Annotated in this window: 12 protein-coding genes; 4 read left to right on the top strand and 8 right to left on the bottom strand. The window is 38.2% G+C overall.

Annotated elements, in window-relative coordinates:
- Positions 1 to 3 precede the first annotated feature (3 nt).
- From GQR55_RS05090 to GQR55_RS05080, 3 genes are read right to left on the bottom strand one after another with little or no spacing between them, the layout of a single operon-like run.
- A complete protein-coding gene (locus GQR55_RS05090) occupies positions 4 to 4,509 on the bottom strand; it encodes an EAL domain-containing protein (RefSeq protein WP_166419697.1) in 4,506 nt (1,501 codons plus the stop codon).
- Between the two features lie 25 nt (positions 4,510 to 4,534).
- Positions 4,535 to 4,936: a GNAT family N-acetyltransferase gene (locus GQR55_RS05085; RefSeq protein ID WP_166419696.1), complete on the bottom strand. Its 402-nt coding sequence runs from the start codon at positions 4,934 to 4,936 to the stop codon at positions 4,535 to 4,537.
- Positions 4,937 to 4,950: 14 nt separating this feature from the next.
- Complete coding sequence (locus GQR55_RS05080; protein WP_002962585.1) at positions 4,951 to 5,154, bottom strand: DUF3283 family protein; 204 nt, start codon at positions 5,152 to 5,154, stop codon at positions 4,951 to 4,953.
- A 118-nt stretch (positions 5,155 to 5,272) separates the two neighbouring features.
- Here GQR55_RS05080 and GQR55_RS05075 point away from each other — a divergent pair, with 118 nt between their 5' ends.
- Positions 5,273 to 5,971, top strand: coding sequence for a transporter substrate-binding domain-containing protein (locus GQR55_RS05075; protein WP_166419695.1), 699 nt, complete (start codon positions 5,273 to 5,275; stop codon positions 5,969 to 5,971).
- On the opposite strand, the gene GQR55_RS05070 is transcribed toward GQR55_RS05075, so the two are convergent.
- Positions 5,968 to 6,213 carry a DUF1289 domain-containing protein gene (locus GQR55_RS05070; protein ID WP_166419694.1) on the bottom strand — a complete coding sequence of 82 codons (246 nt, stop codon included), beginning with the start codon at positions 6,211 to 6,213 and terminating at the stop codon, positions 5,968 to 5,970. The two genes, GQR55_RS05075 and GQR55_RS05070, sit on opposite strands and share 4 nt — an antisense overlap.
- Before the next feature lie 117 nt (positions 6,214 to 6,330).
- Positions 6,331 to 7,464 (bottom strand): 1-acyl-sn-glycerol-3-phosphate acyltransferase, encoded by a 1,134-nt coding sequence (locus GQR55_RS05065; RefSeq protein WP_166419735.1) that lies wholly within the window; start codon positions 7,462 to 7,464, stop codon positions 6,331 to 6,333.
- Positions 7,465 to 7,861: 397 nt separating this feature from the next.
- On the opposite strand from GQR55_RS05065, the gene GQR55_RS05060 reads away from it, so the two are divergent.
- On the top strand, positions 7,862 to 8,806 hold the full coding sequence (locus tag GQR55_RS05060; RefSeq protein ID WP_166419693.1) for a D-2-hydroxyacid dehydrogenase: 945 nt from the start codon (positions 7,862 to 7,864) through the stop codon (positions 8,804 to 8,806).
- A 185-nt stretch (positions 8,807 to 8,991) separates the two neighbouring features.
- Positions 8,992 to 9,372, top strand: coding sequence for a DUF3192 domain-containing protein (locus tag GQR55_RS05055; RefSeq protein ID WP_166419692.1), 381 nt, complete (start codon positions 8,992 to 8,994; stop codon positions 9,370 to 9,372).
- A gap of 64 nt (positions 9,373 to 9,436) precedes the next feature.
- Here GQR55_RS05055 and GQR55_RS05050 read toward each other — a convergent pair whose 3' ends face one another.
- The 3 genes from GQR55_RS05050 to GQR55_RS05040 are packed head-to-tail and all read right to left on the bottom strand — an operon-like array spanning position 9,437 to position 15,578.
- Positions 9,437 to 10,336 (bottom strand): diguanylate cyclase, encoded by a 900-nt coding sequence (locus tag GQR55_RS05050; RefSeq protein ID WP_166419691.1) that lies wholly within the window; start codon positions 10,334 to 10,336, stop codon positions 9,437 to 9,439.
- Positions 10,320 to 14,129, bottom strand: a complete 3,810-nt coding sequence (locus GQR55_RS05045) for an ATP-binding protein (RefSeq protein ID WP_206012031.1) — start codon at positions 14,127 to 14,129, stop codon at positions 10,320 to 10,322. Before GQR55_RS05045 ends, GQR55_RS05050 begins: the two co-directional genes overlap by 17 nt.
- Positions 14,130 to 14,180: 51 nt before the next feature.
- On the bottom strand, positions 14,181 to 15,578 hold the full coding sequence (locus tag GQR55_RS05040; RefSeq protein WP_166419690.1) for a PhoH family protein: 1,398 nt from the start codon (positions 15,576 to 15,578) through the stop codon (positions 14,181 to 14,183).
- A gap of 305 nt (positions 15,579 to 15,883) precedes the next feature.
- Between GQR55_RS05040 and rapA the strand changes: the two genes are divergently transcribed.
- Complete coding sequence (gene rapA / locus GQR55_RS05035; RefSeq protein ID WP_166419689.1) at positions 15,884 to 18,778, top strand: RNA polymerase-associated protein RapA; 2,895 nt, start codon at positions 15,884 to 15,886, stop codon at positions 18,776 to 18,778.
- Positions 18,779 to 19,073: the final 295 nt, after the last annotated feature.

The following is a 19,073-nucleotide window of genomic DNA, read 5'->3' as shown; positions in this document are numbered from 1 at the left end:
CTATTATTGATTGAAAATATCGCTCCAATCGCGATTAATAAGTGCCAGCACTTCGTTATTTGGTACCGGTTTACTGAATAAATATCCTTGGAAATGCTTGCATCCTCGAGCCTTTAAAAAGGTAAGTTGATGCGAGCTTTCTACACCCTCCGCAACGCACTCTTTTCCTAAGCTGTGGGCCAACGCAAGGATTGACTGAATAATGGCTTCGTCGTCAGAATCAATCCCAATATCTTCTACAAAGCTCCTATCAATTTTTAATACATCAATCGGAAAACGCTTTAAATAAGTGAGTGATGCGTAGCCCGTACCAAAGTCATCCATGTAGAGCCTGCAACCTAGCTTTTTAAGTTGCTCCATGCTTTGCAGAGCTTGATGGGAGTCGCGCATAAGTACAGACTCTGTTATTTCAAAAACAATGGCTTCTGATGATACCTGCGCATGATTTAGCGCATTTCTAATCTCAGGCACTAAATCTTCAAACTCAAAATCGAGGGCCGATAAATTAATAGAAAGATACAAATGAGGTGAGGCTTTACGCCACTCTTTTAGCTCTAGTAAAGCGCGCGCAAAAGTCTGCAGCATAATTTTTGTAATTAAGCCGATACCTTCTGCTGCCACGAAAAATTCTTGAGTTTGCACCAGCTTATTTTCAGGCCAACGTAGCAGAACTTCAAAGCCTTCTGTTTTTTGACTTTTAGCATTGATAATAGGCTGATAGTAATTGCAAAATTCGTCTTCTTGATATGCTCTCGTCAGCTGAGATTCAAGATGTAGTGCTCTTTGAACATGCTGATTCATCTCTTGCTTATAAAACTGGTAGCGCCCTTCTAAAGAGTCTTTTGCATGATATAACGCGATGCTAGCAGCTTTTAAAAGTGCAGGCCCTTGCTGCGCGTCATCTGGCGATATAGCCACGCCAATACTCAAGTTAACATTAACGACTTGGCCATTAATCGCAATATTTAGATTCACGCAATCCATTAACTTAGTGCATATAATAAGTACTTGCTCTATTTGATGAATATCTTCCACCAGTACAACAAACTCATCGCCACCAAATCTCGCTACACTATCCGATGGACGCAGTGAACATCTTAAACGCTCTGCCACTTCTTTAATTAACTCATCGGCCGCTTCATGCCCTAAAGAATCATTAAAGTATTTAAAACGCTTTATGTTTATATGTAATAAGGCCGCTTTGCATTCATGCAATTTTGCTTGCTCAAGGGCGTGCTCTACGCGATCATTAAATAGCGTACGATTTGGCAGGCCAGTTAGGGCATCGTAGTTAGCTAATAAGTGCAGTTCGTTTTCGGCTGATTTTTGAGCGTTTATATCGGTTAAAATAATAACATAGCTATTAAGGCGCTGTTCGTTATCGGCAACGGCACTTATTTTCACAAGTACATGGCGTGACTCACCATTTGCTAAAACTACACTGTCTTCACACGAAAAGTGCTCCCCAACAGACAGTTTTTGCATTATGCGTAAGTAATCAAAACGATTACTGCGCGATATACCTAAATTTAGTGCTCGACTAGATAACGACTCAGCAGAAAAATTAAAAGCCGTTTGTAGTGATTTATTAGAAGCCCGAATATTTAAATTTTTATCGAGTATAAACACCCAGTCACGGGTTTGCTCAAACGCTGCTGTAAATAGTAAAGCGTGTTCTTCAAACACCATCTCACGGGTCATATTTGTGTAGGTACCCGCTACTTTTTGCGGTGTTTTATCGTCCCACTCAACTACTTTTCCAAAGTCCTTATACCAGCGCCAATAACCTTTCGCATGGCGAAGACGGTAAGTACAGTTAAAGTAACCTTTTTCGGTAGATAAAAACTCAAGCCACTCTAAGCGAAATAGCTGTTTGTCTTGCGGGTGAATTTTAGATAAGTACTCGTCAAGGCTTACTGTTTCATTTTCGTAGCCTAGCTCACTTACTAAACGAGGTTGATAAATACTTGGGTTACTTGATTCCCAATCCCAAACACCCGATTCGCTGCCTTCAAGCGCGAGTTTTAAACGCGCTTCGCTTTCTTTACTTTCTTTATTTGCCGCTAATAAAATACGTTGAATTTTATTGCGGCGCATAACCCACATGGCAATAAAACCAATAAATAGCATACCGTAAAGCACCATAAAATAAGGTGCGCGCCAAAGCGGATATTTTACTTTTATTTTTAAAATAGCAGGTGAGGTATATTCGCCAGTTAGCGGATCTTTAGCCCAAACTTTTAATTGATAATTACCTGGATTCAATTTAGGGAACAATACACGGTTATTATTTCGGGTATAACTTTTTTGCCCGTTATCGAGTTGATACTCATAAATAATGCGTTCTTGATTGCTAAATGCCATGGCCGAAAATGCCACCTCAAGTCCTATATCATCATGGTTTAGCACCACTTCATTAAGCGGCTGTTTTAAATCAAGCGATAAATCTCGCGACATTAAATCAACCCGCGTAATATTTACGTGATCAATAAGCGATTGATAATTTTGGTTCTCCATTGGATGAAAATAGGTAAAGCCTTTTAAGCTACCGTACGCAATACGACCATCTTTAAGCTGTGCCATTGCGTTACTATTAAACTCAGCTGAAAGTAACCCTTCAGATGTAGAAAACTGCTGAAAATGAAGTGTTTCTGGGTTTAATCGCCAAATACCTTTATGACTACTCATCCAAATCATGCCATCGTCATCTAGCACCATATCGTAAAGTAATGTACCTAGCTTATTTTTTTCTAAATCGATTGTATGAACTAACTGGTAGGTAGTCGCGTCAAGGCCTATCAAGCCAAAATTAGAAAGTGATATCCACAATATATTGTTGTTATCAATTAAATAAGAAAGCACGCTAATGGCTACGTTTTCATGCTGCTTTGGCACTTTGTAAATCATTTTTAGTGCTAAATCACTTGGATTTACTTGATATAAAATACCTGCATTAAAAAACAGTGGCGAGTCTGGTTTATTACTCAGCGCGGGTAAAAAGCCGTGAGCTAAAAAGGGTTCAAATTGATCAAACTGGCCACCCAAACGCGTTATTACTTGAGAATCTATATTGTATATAAATACCCCATGATCTGAGTGCACAAAGTATAGATCGCCATTTGGCATTAATGTAACGCCATGTACCCTACCCGTAATCAACTCTTGATTAGCAGGGTCATGCACTTTAGGTTCGCTAACTTGGTGAGTTACAGGGTCAAAAATAAACAAACCACGGTTTGTATAAAGCCATAAATTATCTTTATAAGGCGTTATTTCGTATACGGTAAACTCAGTGGTGAGTAAGTCGACTTTGTAGTCTTTTAAATAAACTTTGCCAATATTTGTTTTTAAATCAACTTCAGTAATACCATTGTGCGTTGCAAGCCAAAGCTTGTCTTTATACTCGGTAATACCCCAAATAGAATGATGCGATAAACCATCGCCTCCGAGCAAAGTGCCATCGACATTATTGAAATGATAGCTGTCGTGAGATAAGTAAAATGCACCATCAGTTTTAGTCGCAACCCACGTACCACCCGATTTATCTTTAGCCATATCAATAATACTGGTATCAGCAAGTGTGTACTTACTTTGGGCTATTCGGGTATTTTTGATCATTTCTCCGGTGCTTAAATCAAATTTAAACAAGCCTTTATCTGTGGCTAAATCTATTTTTCCGTGTTCGTTTACTATGCTCCACACATTTAAATCATTGAGTAATACTTTACTTTTAAAAGGTAAATCTGGGCGTTCAAACATTTTTGATAAGTTACTAATATCAACTTCGTATAAACCTTGTACAGCCCCAACTAATAACTTTTTATTTTCACTGAGTGCGAACGACTTAACATTATTTTGGTAAATATGCTCAGCCTCACCTTTTAAGTGCTGTAGAGGTCTAACTTGCTCTGTGGTAATATCAAATACATACGCACCATGGCTGGTACCTATAAATATATAACCATTGTAGGCAAATAACTTTCTTACCAGGGTATTTTTATATTTAGCGGGCAGCTCAAAAATAGTTGTGATTTTTCCGGTTGCTATATCAAGCTTTGCAAAGTCGCGCCCGCGTCCAATCCACAGTGTTTTTTTATCAACGGCCACCATACTAAAAACAGACTGATTGATAATTTCTTCTTCACTGGTGGGTTTTTCTAAAAACTGCTGATATGAATCTGTTACGGGGTCGTACCTAAATAGTCCTGCAAGTAAAGAGGCTATCCAAATGTGTCCTTGGGGGTCTTGGTAAATACGATCAATGATCGCTTCTTCTAATTCACCATTAGGACCGTTTATTGGAATAACTTGATAGCCATCATAACGATTAAGCCCTGCCTCAGTAGAAAGCCAAAGGTAACCATTAGTGTCGATAAGCATAGTATTGACGTAGCTTTGCGATAAGCCTTCGCTTGGGGATAAACGTTTTACTTGTGCGCCTACTTGGCAACTTAGAATAGTTATTAAAACTACAAAGCAACTAATGATCCCATTAACGCATTTACTCATGCTTATTCCATATTATTAATTATTATTATGGGTACTCTAGAGCGACTATATTTCGATGTTTATAAGTATCAAAAAGTACTTGTAAAGCAAGAGTATATGTTAACATTTGGTTAAAACCAATAGCACAATATAAATCAACTACGTTTTTATATGCGAAGGTATTAATCACCTTATTTTGCGACTTTAAGAGTGTAGATAGCAATTGTGTAGCAACACCGTTACCGCGATGATCAAGAGCCACAAAAACAGTAGATAAAAATAAAAATTCTGTTTTATCTTGTAGCCTACACGCCGCAACTATTTCATTATTATAGTAAGTAACCCATACCTTATCTTGTTTATTAGCCCGCCCTCTTACATTATGTTTTTTATAAAATTTATTAACGAGTGGAATTTTTAGCCCATCCAGCAATTCAACTATATACATTTTTATATCAACACTTAGCTAAGCATTAGCGCTAAATATTGCTCAAACTTTTGCTTCAAAACCATTTGCTCAGCCATTGGACGGCTATGGATTGTGTTATAAACTTGCTCTCTCGTTTTTTTATTACGCTTAATCTGATACGCCCAAAAAGACGCTTCATAATCTAACTGAATTTGGTATTTTTCTTCGCGCGGTAATAGGCATAAATTAAAACTCACAATACTTCCTCATTTGCTTTTAAAGTTAATTGATTAACCCCGAAACTGGGCAAGAGGTAATCTCCTTGTTATTATACGCGTCTTATTTTATTTATTTCTGTAGTAATTGGAACCGATAATGAACAGACGTTTTAGTATCTTGTTATTATTGGTAAATTTATTTTTTATTGCACCTTGTTTTAGCCATCAATACAACCTCACTTTTAACCGCCCGCAAAGTACACCCCAAGCTGATTATGCCTTAGAGCTTTTAAAATTAGCATACGCAGATATAGGTTTTAAAATACATATTATCGACTTTAGCCGTCAAAATGCTTTGCTTGCGGCAAATAATGGCGTACTTGATGGACAATTGGGAAGAGATATAAGTGTTGAAGAAAACTATGAGAACTTAATTAGGGTCGATTATGAGCTCTTTAAGTTTGACTTAGTATTATATAAAAATTGTTTACCTCGCAGTTTAGAACAACTCGATAGTGTCGCAATTGTTGATGGCTACCCTGTCCAAGAGCATTATTTAGCAAGTACACAATTTGCAGGAAATATTATTAAAGTTAAAAGTATGAATGCCCAGCTTAATTTACTAGCTCAGCAAAAAGTACAAGGGGCTTTAATGATTAACTTTATAATGCAAAATAACGATCTCCCTACACCCCAAGGTTGCTTTGAAAAAGAAGTGTTGAGTACGTATCCGCTTTATCATTATTTAAATAAACGTAATAAAAACCTAGTAGAAAAACTTAAAATGTCATTAATTAACCTAACTGACAACGGTACCGTATACGCACTAAGAGCCAAGTATGGGTTGAGCTTTTAAAAGTCGAACCCTTGCTGATCAGCCTGCTTACTTGGAACTGCACTTTGTTGCTTTTTTTGTAGGTAACGTTTATAGCGCTGCTGACATAAACTAAGCACCTTCTTTTTTTGGGCGTTAGTAAGTGAGTTCCATGTAAAGCGCTCATCACGACTGCGATAACACCCCTTACAATATCCTCTGTTATTAACTAAACAAATACTTTTGCAAGGGCTTGGAATATCAAATATTTCAATTTGTTGCATAGCATTAGCACCGTTTAATTAGAGGTACTTAGTATAGCGTCATTTTTGAGCAAAAAAAAAGCAGCAATTTAATTGCTGCTTACTTTTATTAAGCTAAAGGCTATTAAGCGATGAGTATTAATGCTCGCAGCTATTTGTGTTTATCTCTGTTTTACGATGAAACGGCTTAGCGTACATAGCCAGTACTAACGGTTTCAACTCTTCTGGTACCAGTGCTAGACGCTGCTCAAACTTAGCCGTATCTGGAGAATCAATAACTGCCTTTTTACAGCCACCAGCAATATAATTACCTGGGTGCAAATAAAACGAATCAACGATTTGCTGATCAATTGTTTTAGCAAGCTCTTCAGCACTATCACATTTAGATTCAATTGGTTGCCCAAATGCTAAATGCACGTGCCCTTTAGCAGTGCTAAAGCCTTCAACAATGCTCGCAATATCTTCACCAGCCGATTTAACGTACTCACCATGATGTTGCTTATGGTAAAGCTCTTTAGCTTTAGCAATTGCACACGGCTCATATTGATAAGAAATAGAAACAGGCACTATTTTCAACTCTTTAATATAATCGCCAAACTCTTTCTTTTGTTTACGTCCGTTCAACTGCAGCATTTTTAAAAGCGCAGGATCAGTTTGATCAAAACCGTCTTTTGCACGCCCTTCTTTTTGTGCAATCCAAATAGAATTTCCACCGATTACAGAATCGTAAATGTATGACGATAACTGAGTCAGTGCTTTTAACATCTCTTTTGGCGCTTTAGCAGAGCGCTTAACGATAAAGCTTTTGTTTAAACGCATAAGCTCAGTAATGTAAGGTATTTGCAATAAATTATCGCCAATAGCAATACGCACTGTTTTCATTTTATGTTGATATAAACCCCAGTTAACTAATGCAGGATCAAGCACTATATCTCTGTGATTTGAAATAAATAAATAGGCCTGATCAGCGTCTAACTGATCTAATCCAGAAAAGGTTACTTTTGACGTGGTGCGTTTTACTAATTTATCTAAGTATTGCGCCACTTCGTTTTGTACGTCTTCAACGGTGCTTACTTTGCCCCACTTTTTACGTAACTGACTTCTTACTAATGGGCGCGCAATAAAAGGCACTGCCGATAAGAAGCGCGGTAAATTATACTTTGCTATTACATCAATAAACGCATTATCGTTAATTAAACGAGTAAGCGACGCCGCAACTTCGTCGTCGTTGTATGGGCGTATATCTGCGTATTTATCTTCTAATTCACTCATTACTACATCTACAATGTTAAAAAACGGCACGCCAAAGCGCACCGTTTATGTCTATATCCGATTATAACTCAGCCAATCTAAAATGCGAAATAACCAAAAAACGATTTTTATTTTTAGCAACGCGCTAAAAAATCTATTTAAAGCCGAGTTTAATTAGCTTCTATGACCATGAGCTTGCTTAAAAGTGCAAAAAACTGATCAGTTGATAAAAATACCATGTTCTTAATCAGCTAGTGGGCAGACCACTAATACTAGACCCTCTAATCATTTGGTAGTAATACCATTAACAAAGGCTTTCTTTCGTAGTACCTTAAGCCCATATTTTAGATTTTTGCTGGATCGTAAGCCTCTTTTTACGATTTTAACTCTTTTAGATCCACTTATTTTAGGGCTCATAATGAACATTACTATTCTCGATAACGCTACGTTAGCTAAAACGTCTCTTACTTGTATTGAACAGCTTGGTAAATTAACGACTTATGAACTTACTAGCCCAGAGCAAGTTATTGAACACTGCCAAGGCGCAGATGTATTAATCACTAATAAAGCAGTTTTAAATCGCGACACAATTAGCAAACTTTCACAGCTTAAATTAATTTGCGTAAGTGCAACTGGTACTAATAATGTTGATTTAGAAGCCGCTAAAGAATTTGGTATTGCCGTAACTAATGTAGCAGGCTATTCAACACCTTCTGTTGTTCAACATACGTTTTCTTTAATTACTAACTTACTGGGTAACACACATCGCTATCAGGCAGATTGCCAGCAAGGCGCGTGGCAAAAAAGCGAAATGTTTTGCATTCTTGATTACAGCTTTAATGATTTACAAGGTAAAACATTTGCCATTATAGGCGGTGGTACGCTAGGTAAAGGCGTTGCTAAAGTGGCTGAGGCATTTGGCGCTAATGTTATTGTTGCAGAGCGTAAAGGGGTTGTTTGTCGCGATGGTCGTACGCCTTTTGAAGACGTTATTAAAACAGCCGACATAATCAGTGTACACTGCCCGCTAACAGATGAAACACGTGATTTAATTGCGCTTAATGAACTTAAAATGATGAAGCCAAACGCTATAATTATTAACACTGCACGTGGTGGTATTATTAACGAAGCCGACTTAGTAACAGCGCTTGAGCAAAACTTAATTGCAGGAGCTGGTGTTGACGTACTAACTAAAGAACCTGCAGAGCTTTCCAATCCGCTAGCTAATTACAAAGGCAATAACTTATTACTTACTCCGCATATAGCATGGGCAAGTACAGAATCTATTGTGCGTTTAATTAATGAAGTAAGTTTAAACATTGCGGCATTTACTAAAGCCGAATCACGTAACCGTTTGGTGTAGTGATTTTATTGCAGTAATCAAATAAGCTAAAAAATGGCTGTTTTTACTAATATATTTAATATTTTATTAGATAAAAACAGCTTGCTCCACTTAACAAACTGATTCATAACAACTTATGAATATGGTCTACTCTTTGCTTTAATACAGCTAATAACCAATTAAAAATCTTATTAAGGTAAATAAAAATGAAAAAATCACTTTTAGCAGCCGCTTTAATCGCTCCATTTTTAACAGGCTGTGTTATTGCCGTATCTGATGGTGAAGCTGAGACTCATTGGGCAGGGAAAAACTCATCAAGTTGGCAAGCACAACATAAAAATAATCGTGAGGCTATATCAGAGCTAAAAATGGATAGCAGCTATCAATCTGTTTTAACGCAATTAAAAACGCCTAATTTCACAGAGCTATTAAAAAAAGATGACGATGTATACCAAGTACTTTTTTATGTAACTCATAGCAAACATTCAGATTCTAAAACAACGAAAGATGAATGTACGCCACTTGTATTTAAAAATGATAAGTTAGTGGGCATTGGTGACACCGCTTTAGGTATGATCACGCAATAACCGACAAAAAGTAGTTGATACAAAAACGCCAATATAAATATTGGCGTTTTTGTATATTAAGTTTTTAGCGTGCGACTATTCTATCTCGCCCTGCATCTTTAGCGGCATATAAGCCTAAATCGGCCTCTTCTAGTAATGCTTGTTCAGCATACACTCTGCCCATTTGAGTTGTAGCAATACCTATACTTATAGTGATGTGGTCCGCATTTAATGAGGCTTTATGCTCTATGTTCAAAGCGTTTACAGCATTACGTAATTTGTTAGCAAACTCCATAGCTTCATGTTTATCCATTCCAGGTAGCACAGCTGCAAATTCTTCGCCGCCATAACGAGCAATAAAGTCACTACCTCGTTCACATTGTGCTGCGAGTGCTTGCGCAACATCCTTTAAACATTCATCACCTGCACGGTGTCCGTAGCAATCGTTGTAACGTTTAAAATGGTCTATATCCATAAGTAAAACCGATAGCGGTGTGCCATTGCGTTTACTGCGGCGCCATTCTCGAGATAAATTCTCATCGAGATAGCGTCTATTTGGAATTTCGGTTAAGCCATCTATTGAAGCTAGCATTTCTAGCAAATCATTTTTTTGTTTTATAAGTAATTGGTTACGTACCCTAACGCGAACGATAGAAGGACTAAATGGCTTAGTTATATAGTCCATTGCACCGAGCTCTAAACCCTTTGCTTCATCGTCATGGCTGCTATTGGCTGATATAAATATGATAGGAATAGACTGAGTTATCGGGTTTTCTTTAAGTTCTACAAGTACTTGATAGCCGTCAATTCCGGGCATAATCACATCAAGGATTATTAAATCAACTTGCGCTGTTTTTACAAAGGTAAGTGCTTTTTCACCACTTTCAACCAAGAACACGTCATGCTCTCCTTTAAGTGTTTTTTCAAGTACTAATCTGTTGATTGGATCATCATCTACAATAAGTACTTTAGCTCTTTTCGACATCCCTAACCCCTAACCCTTTAATAAAAACAATTACCTGTTCTAGCTGTATGATAAGCTCTTTGAGTGTTATTTCAATAGGCTTGTTAGTTGTTTTAATCTCTCTTTCACATAATAAAGCACAGTGTGATAGTCGTCTAAAACCTAAATTACCTGCAACACCTTTTATACTATGCACTAAGCGTACCAAATCATCTTTATTGGTTGTTTCTTCAATTTGAGATAATTGTGTTTCACACAAGCTAGCAAACTTATCAATCATAGTATTGAGCAGTTTTTCATCCATACTAAATTGAGTTAAAGCGAATGATTTTTCGAAAAAGCTTGGTTTAACTAAGTTTAAATCGGCAATTGCGTCAATAAGCACCTTAGCAACAACCGGTTTAGTTAAGTGCTTATTCATACCGCACTTTAAAGAACGCTCAATATCCGCAGGTTCACAATGGGCCGTTAATGCAAAAATAGGCAGTTGTTTTGCGTCAAACTGTTGACGAATTAAAGCCGTTGCTTGGCAGCCATCTATTTGCGGCATTTGCACATCCATCAATATTAAATCTGGCTTTAAAACGTGTAGTAATTCCATGCCAATCGATGCGCTTAAAGCCGTAACAACACTTACATTTGCTTGGCGTAATACACTACTAATTATTTCTAAATTAAGCTGATTATCATCAATTGCTAATACAAGTAGACCCGATATATCAGCTTTAATTTCAGTTATGTTATGTATTACGGCATTTGTATTAACCTGAAGCTTCTGCTGAGAATTCAAACTAAATAATCTTTGCCCTAGTGCAGATGCTTTAACGTGATGCGCTGCTAGATGCTCACTCGTTGGTAAATTAAGCGTGTGCTGATGATTAATAATAATCACCGATGTTTCTTTAGCTGACAACGAATCATTAATCGCTTCAATATTTAACAGTGCTGGTAGGTCAGCAGCATCTATTATTATCTGCTGAACATTGGAGAGTTTAATAGGGTATTTTAATACTTCATCTAAATTAATATTAGCAAATTCTTTATACGCATTTGTTACTTGTTTAAGCTCTTTACTTTGCTCAGATAAAATAGCCAAAGTGTTAGTCGGTAACATCGTGTTTTTACCCGTATCAACTAAAAAGCTAATGTTGAAATAAAACTCACAACCTTGGCCTTTTTTACTCTTTAAAGCAATTTCGCCCCCCATTAACGACACGGCATGTTTAACAATCGCTAAACCGAGTCCAACACCTTGATGTATGCGCGTTGAGGATTCATCACCTTGCGTAAATGCGTCAAATAAGCGACTTTGATCGGCTTCATCTATTCCCATACCGGTATCAATTATTTTAAAGCAAATATGCTGTTGCTCTAGACTATCGCTTTTAATGAGTTCCATTTTTAAAGTAATGGAACCTGTTTTTGTAAACTTAACAGCATTAGTTAATAAGTTACCTAATATTTGCTGTAAACGAATACTGTCGCATATCAAATCAGGCGCTATTAATGGGTCGATATCAATAACAAATTCAATACCTTTTCCTTCGCACAATGGAGCCGTTAAACTTTCGCAGATATCCACCAACTCAACCATACTAAAAGATGCTTGTTTTAAATCAGTTTGCGAACTTTCTATACGTGCAAAATCAAGCATTCTATTGAGCATTAGTAATAAGCTTTGTGCAGCATGCTTAGCTTGGTCAGTTTGCTGTAATTGCTTTTGCGTTAACCCTTGCTCAATTAGCATATCAAGCAACCCTAAAACAGCGTTAAGCGGGGTGCGTATTTCATGGCTTAAATTGGCTATAAAGCGGCTTTTAGCTAGAGTTGCCCGCTCAGCATCTAGTTTTGATTTAGTTAGCGCACTCACATCCTGAATGTGAATAACATAATAGGCTGGATCGCGGTTTTCATCCCATACAAGCGATACACTCAGTTGCAACCAGCTTGCTAGCCGCCCTTGCGATAAAGTTAAGTGGTACACGCGTTTTTTATCATCTAGCAATTGCGCTAAAGTACTTTTTATTTGCTGCCATTGAGAATCATCAAATAGTGCTTTTAACTGCTCCCCAACCAGTACTGGATGTTCAGAAAACTGCTTTCTTGCTGCTTTATTTACTTGTAATATTGTGTGCTCAAGCGAGAGTAAAACCACGCAGTTAGCCGCAAATTCAATCGCACTCCTAAATTTAGATTCTGACGCTTTTAAAGCCAGTAATGTTTGCTGTTGCTCGGTAATATCGCGGCCAATCCCCATAGTTCCCAATAGGTGTTGGTGCTCATTATAAAAAGGGGCAATAGTAAGCTGATACGATTTCGTATCGGTTTCTATTCGCTGTTCAACACTATTTCTATTTTGTAATACTTGTTTTTCAAGCGTATTTATTTGCTGATCGTTGTCGCCTAAATCATCCACATATTTACCGACTAACGCAGTTTGATCTTTGCCAATGTATGCCTCAAATGCTTTATTGCATCCTAAAAATGATCCATCAATATTTTTAAAATAAATAAGATCAGGCACACTGTTTAGCATCGTGTTGAGCAAAGCCAAGTGGCGCTCTTTGGCTTCGTAACTACGGCTTAGTTTTTCTGATTGCAACTGAACTTGGTCATCCAGCGCCTTATTCGCACTTTGTAACGAATCAACCAATTCTTTGTTTTTATTAAATACGCGTTTAACTTTAGAAAACCAAGGCTGCCAGCTCAACGGTACTTTGTAGTTTAGCTGCTCTTGGGGTTGTGTACCGTTACTCTCAAGATAGGACATCAAGTGAGTCATTGGTTTTATAAAAATGCGCTGACTTAACCAAAAAAACACGCCAAACATAATGCTTAAAAATAACGTTAAAAAAGTAAACTCTAATAATATTTCATACTTAATTGAGCTTATTAATTGAGGTTTGTGCTCGTAAAATGCTGCATGAATGGGTAACTCACCCATAGGCTGCATAAAGTAATTACTATCACTAGTTAACACATTTTTTTTACTCTGATGCTCGGCCAAGTCTGGCCAATAATTCTTTAACGCAGTCGCTTGCTCTATTAACTGTTTAGAGCTGGCGATAATTTGATGTGATTGGTTCATAAAAACGTATTCACCACTACTCGGTGAAATCTTTTTTAACCATGCCGAAATTGCTTGTACGTCATAAATTAAAATAATGTAATCAGCTGAGCCAGTGCTCCGTTGTCGACCAATAGCAAAATATGATTTGTCATTAACTTTAACAATAGGACTTGAAGTAAGTTTGTTTTGTGCAAATTTTGGTTTAAATTTTCCATTTAGAATTTCAGTAAGCATTAAACTTTGGCTTTTATTGTGCCTACTTACATAAGCAAAACCATTATCATCAACATATGCTACACCAGATAACGACTGCATTAACGCAAGCGTTGTATCAAACGAAGGCCCTAATGTAATCGCCTTTTGCCACTGCATTAATGCCTTAGCAGATAACGCAAACTTCCCCTTACCTACAATTTCAGTACCTTGCTCACTAAAGTGACGATAATAGTAACCATCGTATTGATTTATACCTTCGAGCAAGCTTTGGTTTATTTTTGGATAAGTTGTTTGCTCGTACAAGCTAAACATTGTGGTAAGTAAATTACTCACCGCTTCCATCCCGTGAGTAACCTGTGCTGAAACATTCGTAAAATCGGCTTTGCGTTTTTCAACTGCACGTTCAAGCTTTATATTATAGAAGTGTAAACACAGTAAAAAAGCGACAATCAATGGTACTAACAGCGCAATAAATAATGAACGATAATAATGCTTGAGAGGTAAAAAATTCAATATACTGTCTGCCATTTGGCTCGAAAATCAATCGATAGACTATCGAGCCAATTTGTTAAGCGCAAGTTATAAATTTTCTTCTGCAAATGACGCTAAGCGACTACGCACCACACCATTGAGGTTTATAGTTGCGCTGCCTTCAAAGTTTTTAAAGCGCTCTACTATGTACGTTAAGCCCGATGTTACTGGCGTTAAATAGTTACTATCTATTTGCGCCAAGTTACCCGTACAAATTAATTTAGTACCTTCGCCGCAGCGGGTAATAATAGTTTTTAGCTGAGAAGCCGTTAAATTTTGGCTCTCGTCTAAAATGACCACTGCATTTTGAATACTACGCCCACGCATAAAGTTAACCGACTTAAACTGTACATTCGCTTTTTCCATTATGTAGTTTCGGCTCGATATCGGGTTTTCGTCGCCTTTGTGCAATACCTCTAATGTATCGGTAATGGCTGCAAGCCAAGGCGCCATTTTCTCTTCTTCCGTGCCGGGTAAAAAGCCAATGGACTCTGCTATTTCTGGCGTATTACGGGTGACGATTACTTTATCGTAAATCCCTTTTTCGATGACCATTTCAAGGGCGCTGGCAAGTGCTAACAAGGTTTTACCGCACCCTGCTGGGCCGGTTAAAATAACAAGCTCTATACTTGTATCGAGCAGTGCATCAAGCGCCATCCCCTGATAAATATTTTTAGGTTTAACACCCCATGCCTGCTGATGCATTAAACGCTCAACGCCAATATCTTTTAGTGTTATGTGTTCGTCATCGTAGCATTTAACACGTGCAGCAAACTGATCCCCTCCATCAAGTAAATATTCATTACAAAATACATCAGGTATTAAGTTTTTAGGTACATGATGAAACGTATCGCGTCCGTGTTGCTCTGTATTACATTCTCCTACATGGTCCCAAAAATCACCTTCAATTTTTTTATAACCACTAGTGAGTAAGCTTATGTCGTCAATAAGTTGGTCGGTACGGTAATCCTCAACATACTTAAGCCCTGCACCTTTGGCTTTTAAGCGCATGTTTATGTCTTTTGTTACAAGTATTACTTTTGAATCACTGTGCTGCTTTTGTAAGTAAACGGCGCAATTGATAATACGATGATCGTTTTCGTTACCAGGCAAACCAGAAATAGAGTCGGCAAATAAATGGTCGTTTACAATAATGAGGGTACCTGCAGAGCTCGCTTTTGCCTTTTTGTTACTCGGCAGCGCCACGCCTTGTAGCATTTGCTCGGGTGTTGCATTTTTAAGTACTTCATCTAATCCACGAATGGCGACCCGCGCGTCACGACTTACATCATGTTTTCTGTCTTTTATGTGGTCGAGCTCTTCAAGCACCGTCATCGGAATTACAACGTCATGTTCTTGAAAAGACAAATAAGCGAGGGGTTCGTGAAGTAGTACGTTGGTATCTAGCACATACATTTTACTTTCAAGGTTCGAAGCTTTTTCCATAGCACTTTCCTTACGTTTTATGATTTTTATGCTATACCAAAATAACTAAGTAAAACGGGCAAAACTTAAACCTGCAATACTTAATTGCCAAGGCATAATGTAAGTTTAGTCTATTTGTCATAAAAGTCCGTTTTATTACAAACTGTAATTAGTTTTTATTTACTTAAAAAAGAGCCACATATAAGTTGTTTTAATAGTAATAATTAACACTTACAAAATTAATTAAAAGTCAGCCAAATAGCGCCTTGCAGTGGTGTTATGTAACAGGTAACATAGCCGCCTTTTTCTTCATAGACGAGACATACATGAATTTTTCCTTAGGTCAGCGTTGGATCAGTGATACAGAGTCAGATTTAGGATTAGGCACCGTTGTTGCCATTGAAGGCCGTCAGGTCAGCATATTATTTCCTGCCAGTGGTGAGAGCCGCGTTTATTCTTCGGCAGAAGCCCCTGTTACCCGTGTGGCATTTAATCCTGGCGATGTGATCAAAAGCGTTGAAGAATGGGAATTAGAAGTAGAGTCTATTGAAGTACAAGGCGAGTTACTTTGTTATCACGGCATCCGTGTTGATAACGGCGAAACTGCCAAGCTTAAAGAAACCTTTTTAGATCATTTTATTAAGTTTAATAAACCACAAGATCGTTTATTTGCAGGCCAAGTCGATCGTTTTGATCGCTACACACTTCGCTACCAAACGTGGTTACATAAATTTGAACGTGAACAATCGCCTATTAAAGGCTTAATTGGTCAACGTGCGAATCTTATTCCGCACCAGCTTTATATTGCCCAAGAAGTGGGTAAACGTTTTGCACCACGCGTACTTTTATCAGATGAAGTAGGCCTGGGTAAAACAATTGAAGCAGGCATGATTTTACATCAACAAATTATTAGTGGTCGTGCGAGCCGCGTACTTATTGTTGTACCAGAAAACTTACAACACCAATGGTTAGTAGAAATGCTACGCCGCTTTAATCTACACTTTTCTATTTTTGATGAAGAACGCTGCGACGAAGCGTTTGCTGATTCTCCAAACGTGTTTGATACAGAACAATTGGTACTTACCAGTCTTGAGTTTTTAACCAAGAAAAAACGCTGGTTTGAACAAGCAACGCTTGCTGATTGGGATTTACTAGTTATAGATGAAGCCCATCACCTAAGTATAAATAACGGCAAGCCAAGCTCAGAGTACCAACGTATGGCAGAGCTTAGCCAAGATATTCCGGGCCTTATTTTGCTTACTGCAACGCCTGATCAACTTGGTCACAGCAGTCACTTTGCACGTTTACAGTTACTCGATCCAGACCGTTTTTATGACTACGACGTGTTTAAAGAAGAAGAAGCAAATTATAAAGACGTAGCCGAAGCCGCAAATCAATTACTGCAAGAGCAAGGGCTAGACGACACAGCCAAAGCCACGCTAATTGAGCTATTAAAAGAAACCGATATTACTGATATTCTTGAAAAAGCACAGCAAGGTGATTTACCAGCACGTAAAGAAATACTTAACATGCTGCTCGATCGCCACGGCACAGGTCGTATATTATTTAGAAACAGCCGCAGCGGCATTGATGGCTACCCAAGTCGTAAATTACACGCCTACCCTATGGCACTGCCAAAGCAGTATAAAACGGCTATGTCGGTTCTTGGTAATATGGGTGGCATTCAAAACCCTGAGCTAAGTGCACACCGTGCTCTTTTTCCTGAAAAAATATTTCAAGAGTTTGAAGGCGAAAGTGCAAGCTGGGGCCTGTTCGATCCACGTGTAGATTGGTTAATCGAAACACTTAAAACGCTTAAGCGCGAAAAAGTACTACTTATATGTGCTAAAGCTGAAACAGCGATTAGCCTTGAGCAAATACTGCGTGAACGCGAAGCAATTAAAGCCTCGGTATTCCACGAAGGTATGTCTATTATTGAGCGTGACCGCGCCGCTGCATTTTTTGCAGACGAGTATGACAACGCACAAATACTATTGTGTTCAGAAATTGGCTCAGAAGGTCGTAACTTCCAGTTTTCACATCACTTAGTGTTGTTTGATTTACCACTGAACCCAGATTTGCTAGAGCAGCGTATTGGTCGATTAGACCGTATAGGTCAAACACAAGATGTGAACATTCATGTTCCATATTTTGAAAACACCGCTCAAGAAGTACTGCTACGTTGGTACAACGAAGGTCTAGATGCATTTGAATCTACCTCGTCAACGGGGCAAATGCTTTATAAAGAGTTCCGTGATGATCTACTTGAATATATTTCTGCGCATAACTGCGATGAAGACGAACTCGACCCATTACTTGAGCAAGTAGCACAGCAAAATACTGTACTTCGTAAAAAAATGGAAAGCGGACGGGATCGTTTACTAGAGCTGCATTCATCGGGTCAAGGTGCTGCAGATTCACTTGTAACTGATATTGAAAAACTCGATAACCAGTTTGAATTGCCAAGTTACATGATCAACGTGTTCGACACATTTGGCGTAAGCCAAGAAGATAAAGGCGAAAATACCATTATCTTAAAGCCAACTGAGCACATGCTAAACCCATCATTCCCATCGCTTAGAGAAGACGGTATGACCGTTACGTTTGATCGCGACACAGCGCTTTCGCAAGAAGACGTGCACTTTGTTAGCTGGGATCACCCAATGGTGCAAGGCACCATGGATATGATTTGTGACGACGACTTTGGTAGCGCATCGGTTGCATTGCTTAAAAATAAAAAGTTACCACCAGGCACCTTTTTTGTTGAGCTTATTTTTGTTGCCGAAGCGATGGCGCCAAAAGTATTGCAAGTAGGTCGCTTTTTACCACCTACACCAATTCGTATATTGCTTGATAAAGCAGGTAATAACTTGGGTGAGAATGTGGCTTTTGAAGGCTTTAACCAGCAGTTATCTTCAGTGGGTCGTCAAACAGCAAGTAAGCTTGCGGGTGCATTGCAAAGTGCCGTTCACCCTATGATTGCTACCGCTAAAGATATGGCACAAGAAAAGCTTGAAGTTATTCGTGCAGCGTCGCTTGTTAAAATGCAAACGTCACTAAGTGAAGAGCAAGAGCGACTTGTTGCCCTTAAGCAAATTAACCCGAATATTCGCCAAGAAGAAATAACGTTTTACGATAAGCAACGTACCGACCTAACTACGTATATTGAAAAAACGCAGTTACAACTTGATGCAATTCGCTTAATTGTGGTTTCGCACTAGGGATTTCGACTTTTAGCCGTTAGCCTTTTGAGCTGACTCCAGAGTAAATATGGGGTCAGCTATTAAAAGCTTAATTAACTAAATAGCTGTATCTTTTAAAACTTCATTTTAAAAACCACGTGTTCTTATTTAGATCTGAGTCAGTCCCCCTCTTTAGCTTTATACTTAGCACTTTGTTGTACTGTTGATTTTTCCTACCAACATAGCCGCACCTAAAAAATAAAGCCGCGATCAATACACCTATTTTATAAGATAACTGGCCTGTTTATTTTCACTTGCATAAAGTTGTTTTTTT

Source organism: Pseudoalteromonas sp. Z1A8 (assembly GCF_011378855.1).
In the GTDB taxonomy this organism is placed as follows: Bacteria; Pseudomonadota; Gammaproteobacteria; order Enterobacterales; family Alteromonadaceae; genus Pseudoalteromonas.
Note: the sequence above shows the minus strand (reverse complement) of the source record. Positions and strands in the feature narration are given on the sequence as shown.

Bases quoted from the DNA above. Each gene is read 5' to 3' on its own strand.
- GQR55_RS05090 (WP_166419697.1), bottom strand. From the start codon at position 4,509: ATGAGTAAATGCGTTAATGGGATCATTAGTTGCTTTGTAGTTTTAATA.
- GQR55_RS05085 (WP_166419696.1), bottom strand. From the start codon at position 4,936: ATGTATATAGTTGAATTGCTGGATGGGCTAAAAATTCCACTCGTTAAT.
- GQR55_RS05075 (WP_166419695.1), top strand. From the start codon at position 5,273: ATGAACAGACGTTTTAGTATCTTGTTATTATTGGTAAATTTATTTTTT.
- GQR55_RS05070 (WP_166419694.1), bottom strand. From the start codon at position 6,213: ATGCAACAAATTGAAATATTTGATATTCCAAGCCCTTGCAAAAGTATT.
- GQR55_RS05065 (WP_166419735.1), bottom strand. From the start codon at position 7,464: ATGAGTGAATTAGAAGATAAATACGCAGATATACGCCCATACAACGAC.
- GQR55_RS05060 (WP_166419693.1), top strand. From the start codon at position 7,862: ATGAACATTACTATTCTCGATAACGCTACGTTAGCTAAAACGTCTCTT.
- GQR55_RS05055 (WP_166419692.1), top strand. From the start codon at position 8,992: ATGAAAAAATCACTTTTAGCAGCCGCTTTAATCGCTCCATTTTTAACA.
- GQR55_RS05050 (WP_166419691.1), bottom strand. From the start codon at position 10,336: ATGTCGAAAAGAGCTAAAGTACTTATTGTAGATGATGATCCAATCAAC.
- GQR55_RS05045 (WP_206012031.1), bottom strand. From the start codon at position 14,129: ATGGCAGACAGTATATTGAATTTTTTACCTCTCAAGCATTATTATCGT.
- GQR55_RS05040 (WP_166419690.1), bottom strand. From the start codon at position 15,578: ATGGAAAAAGCTTCGAACCTTGAAAGTAAAATGTATGTGCTAGATACC.
- rapA (WP_166419689.1), top strand. From the start codon at position 15,884: ATGAATTTTTCCTTAGGTCAGCGTTGGATCAGTGATACAGAGTCAGAT.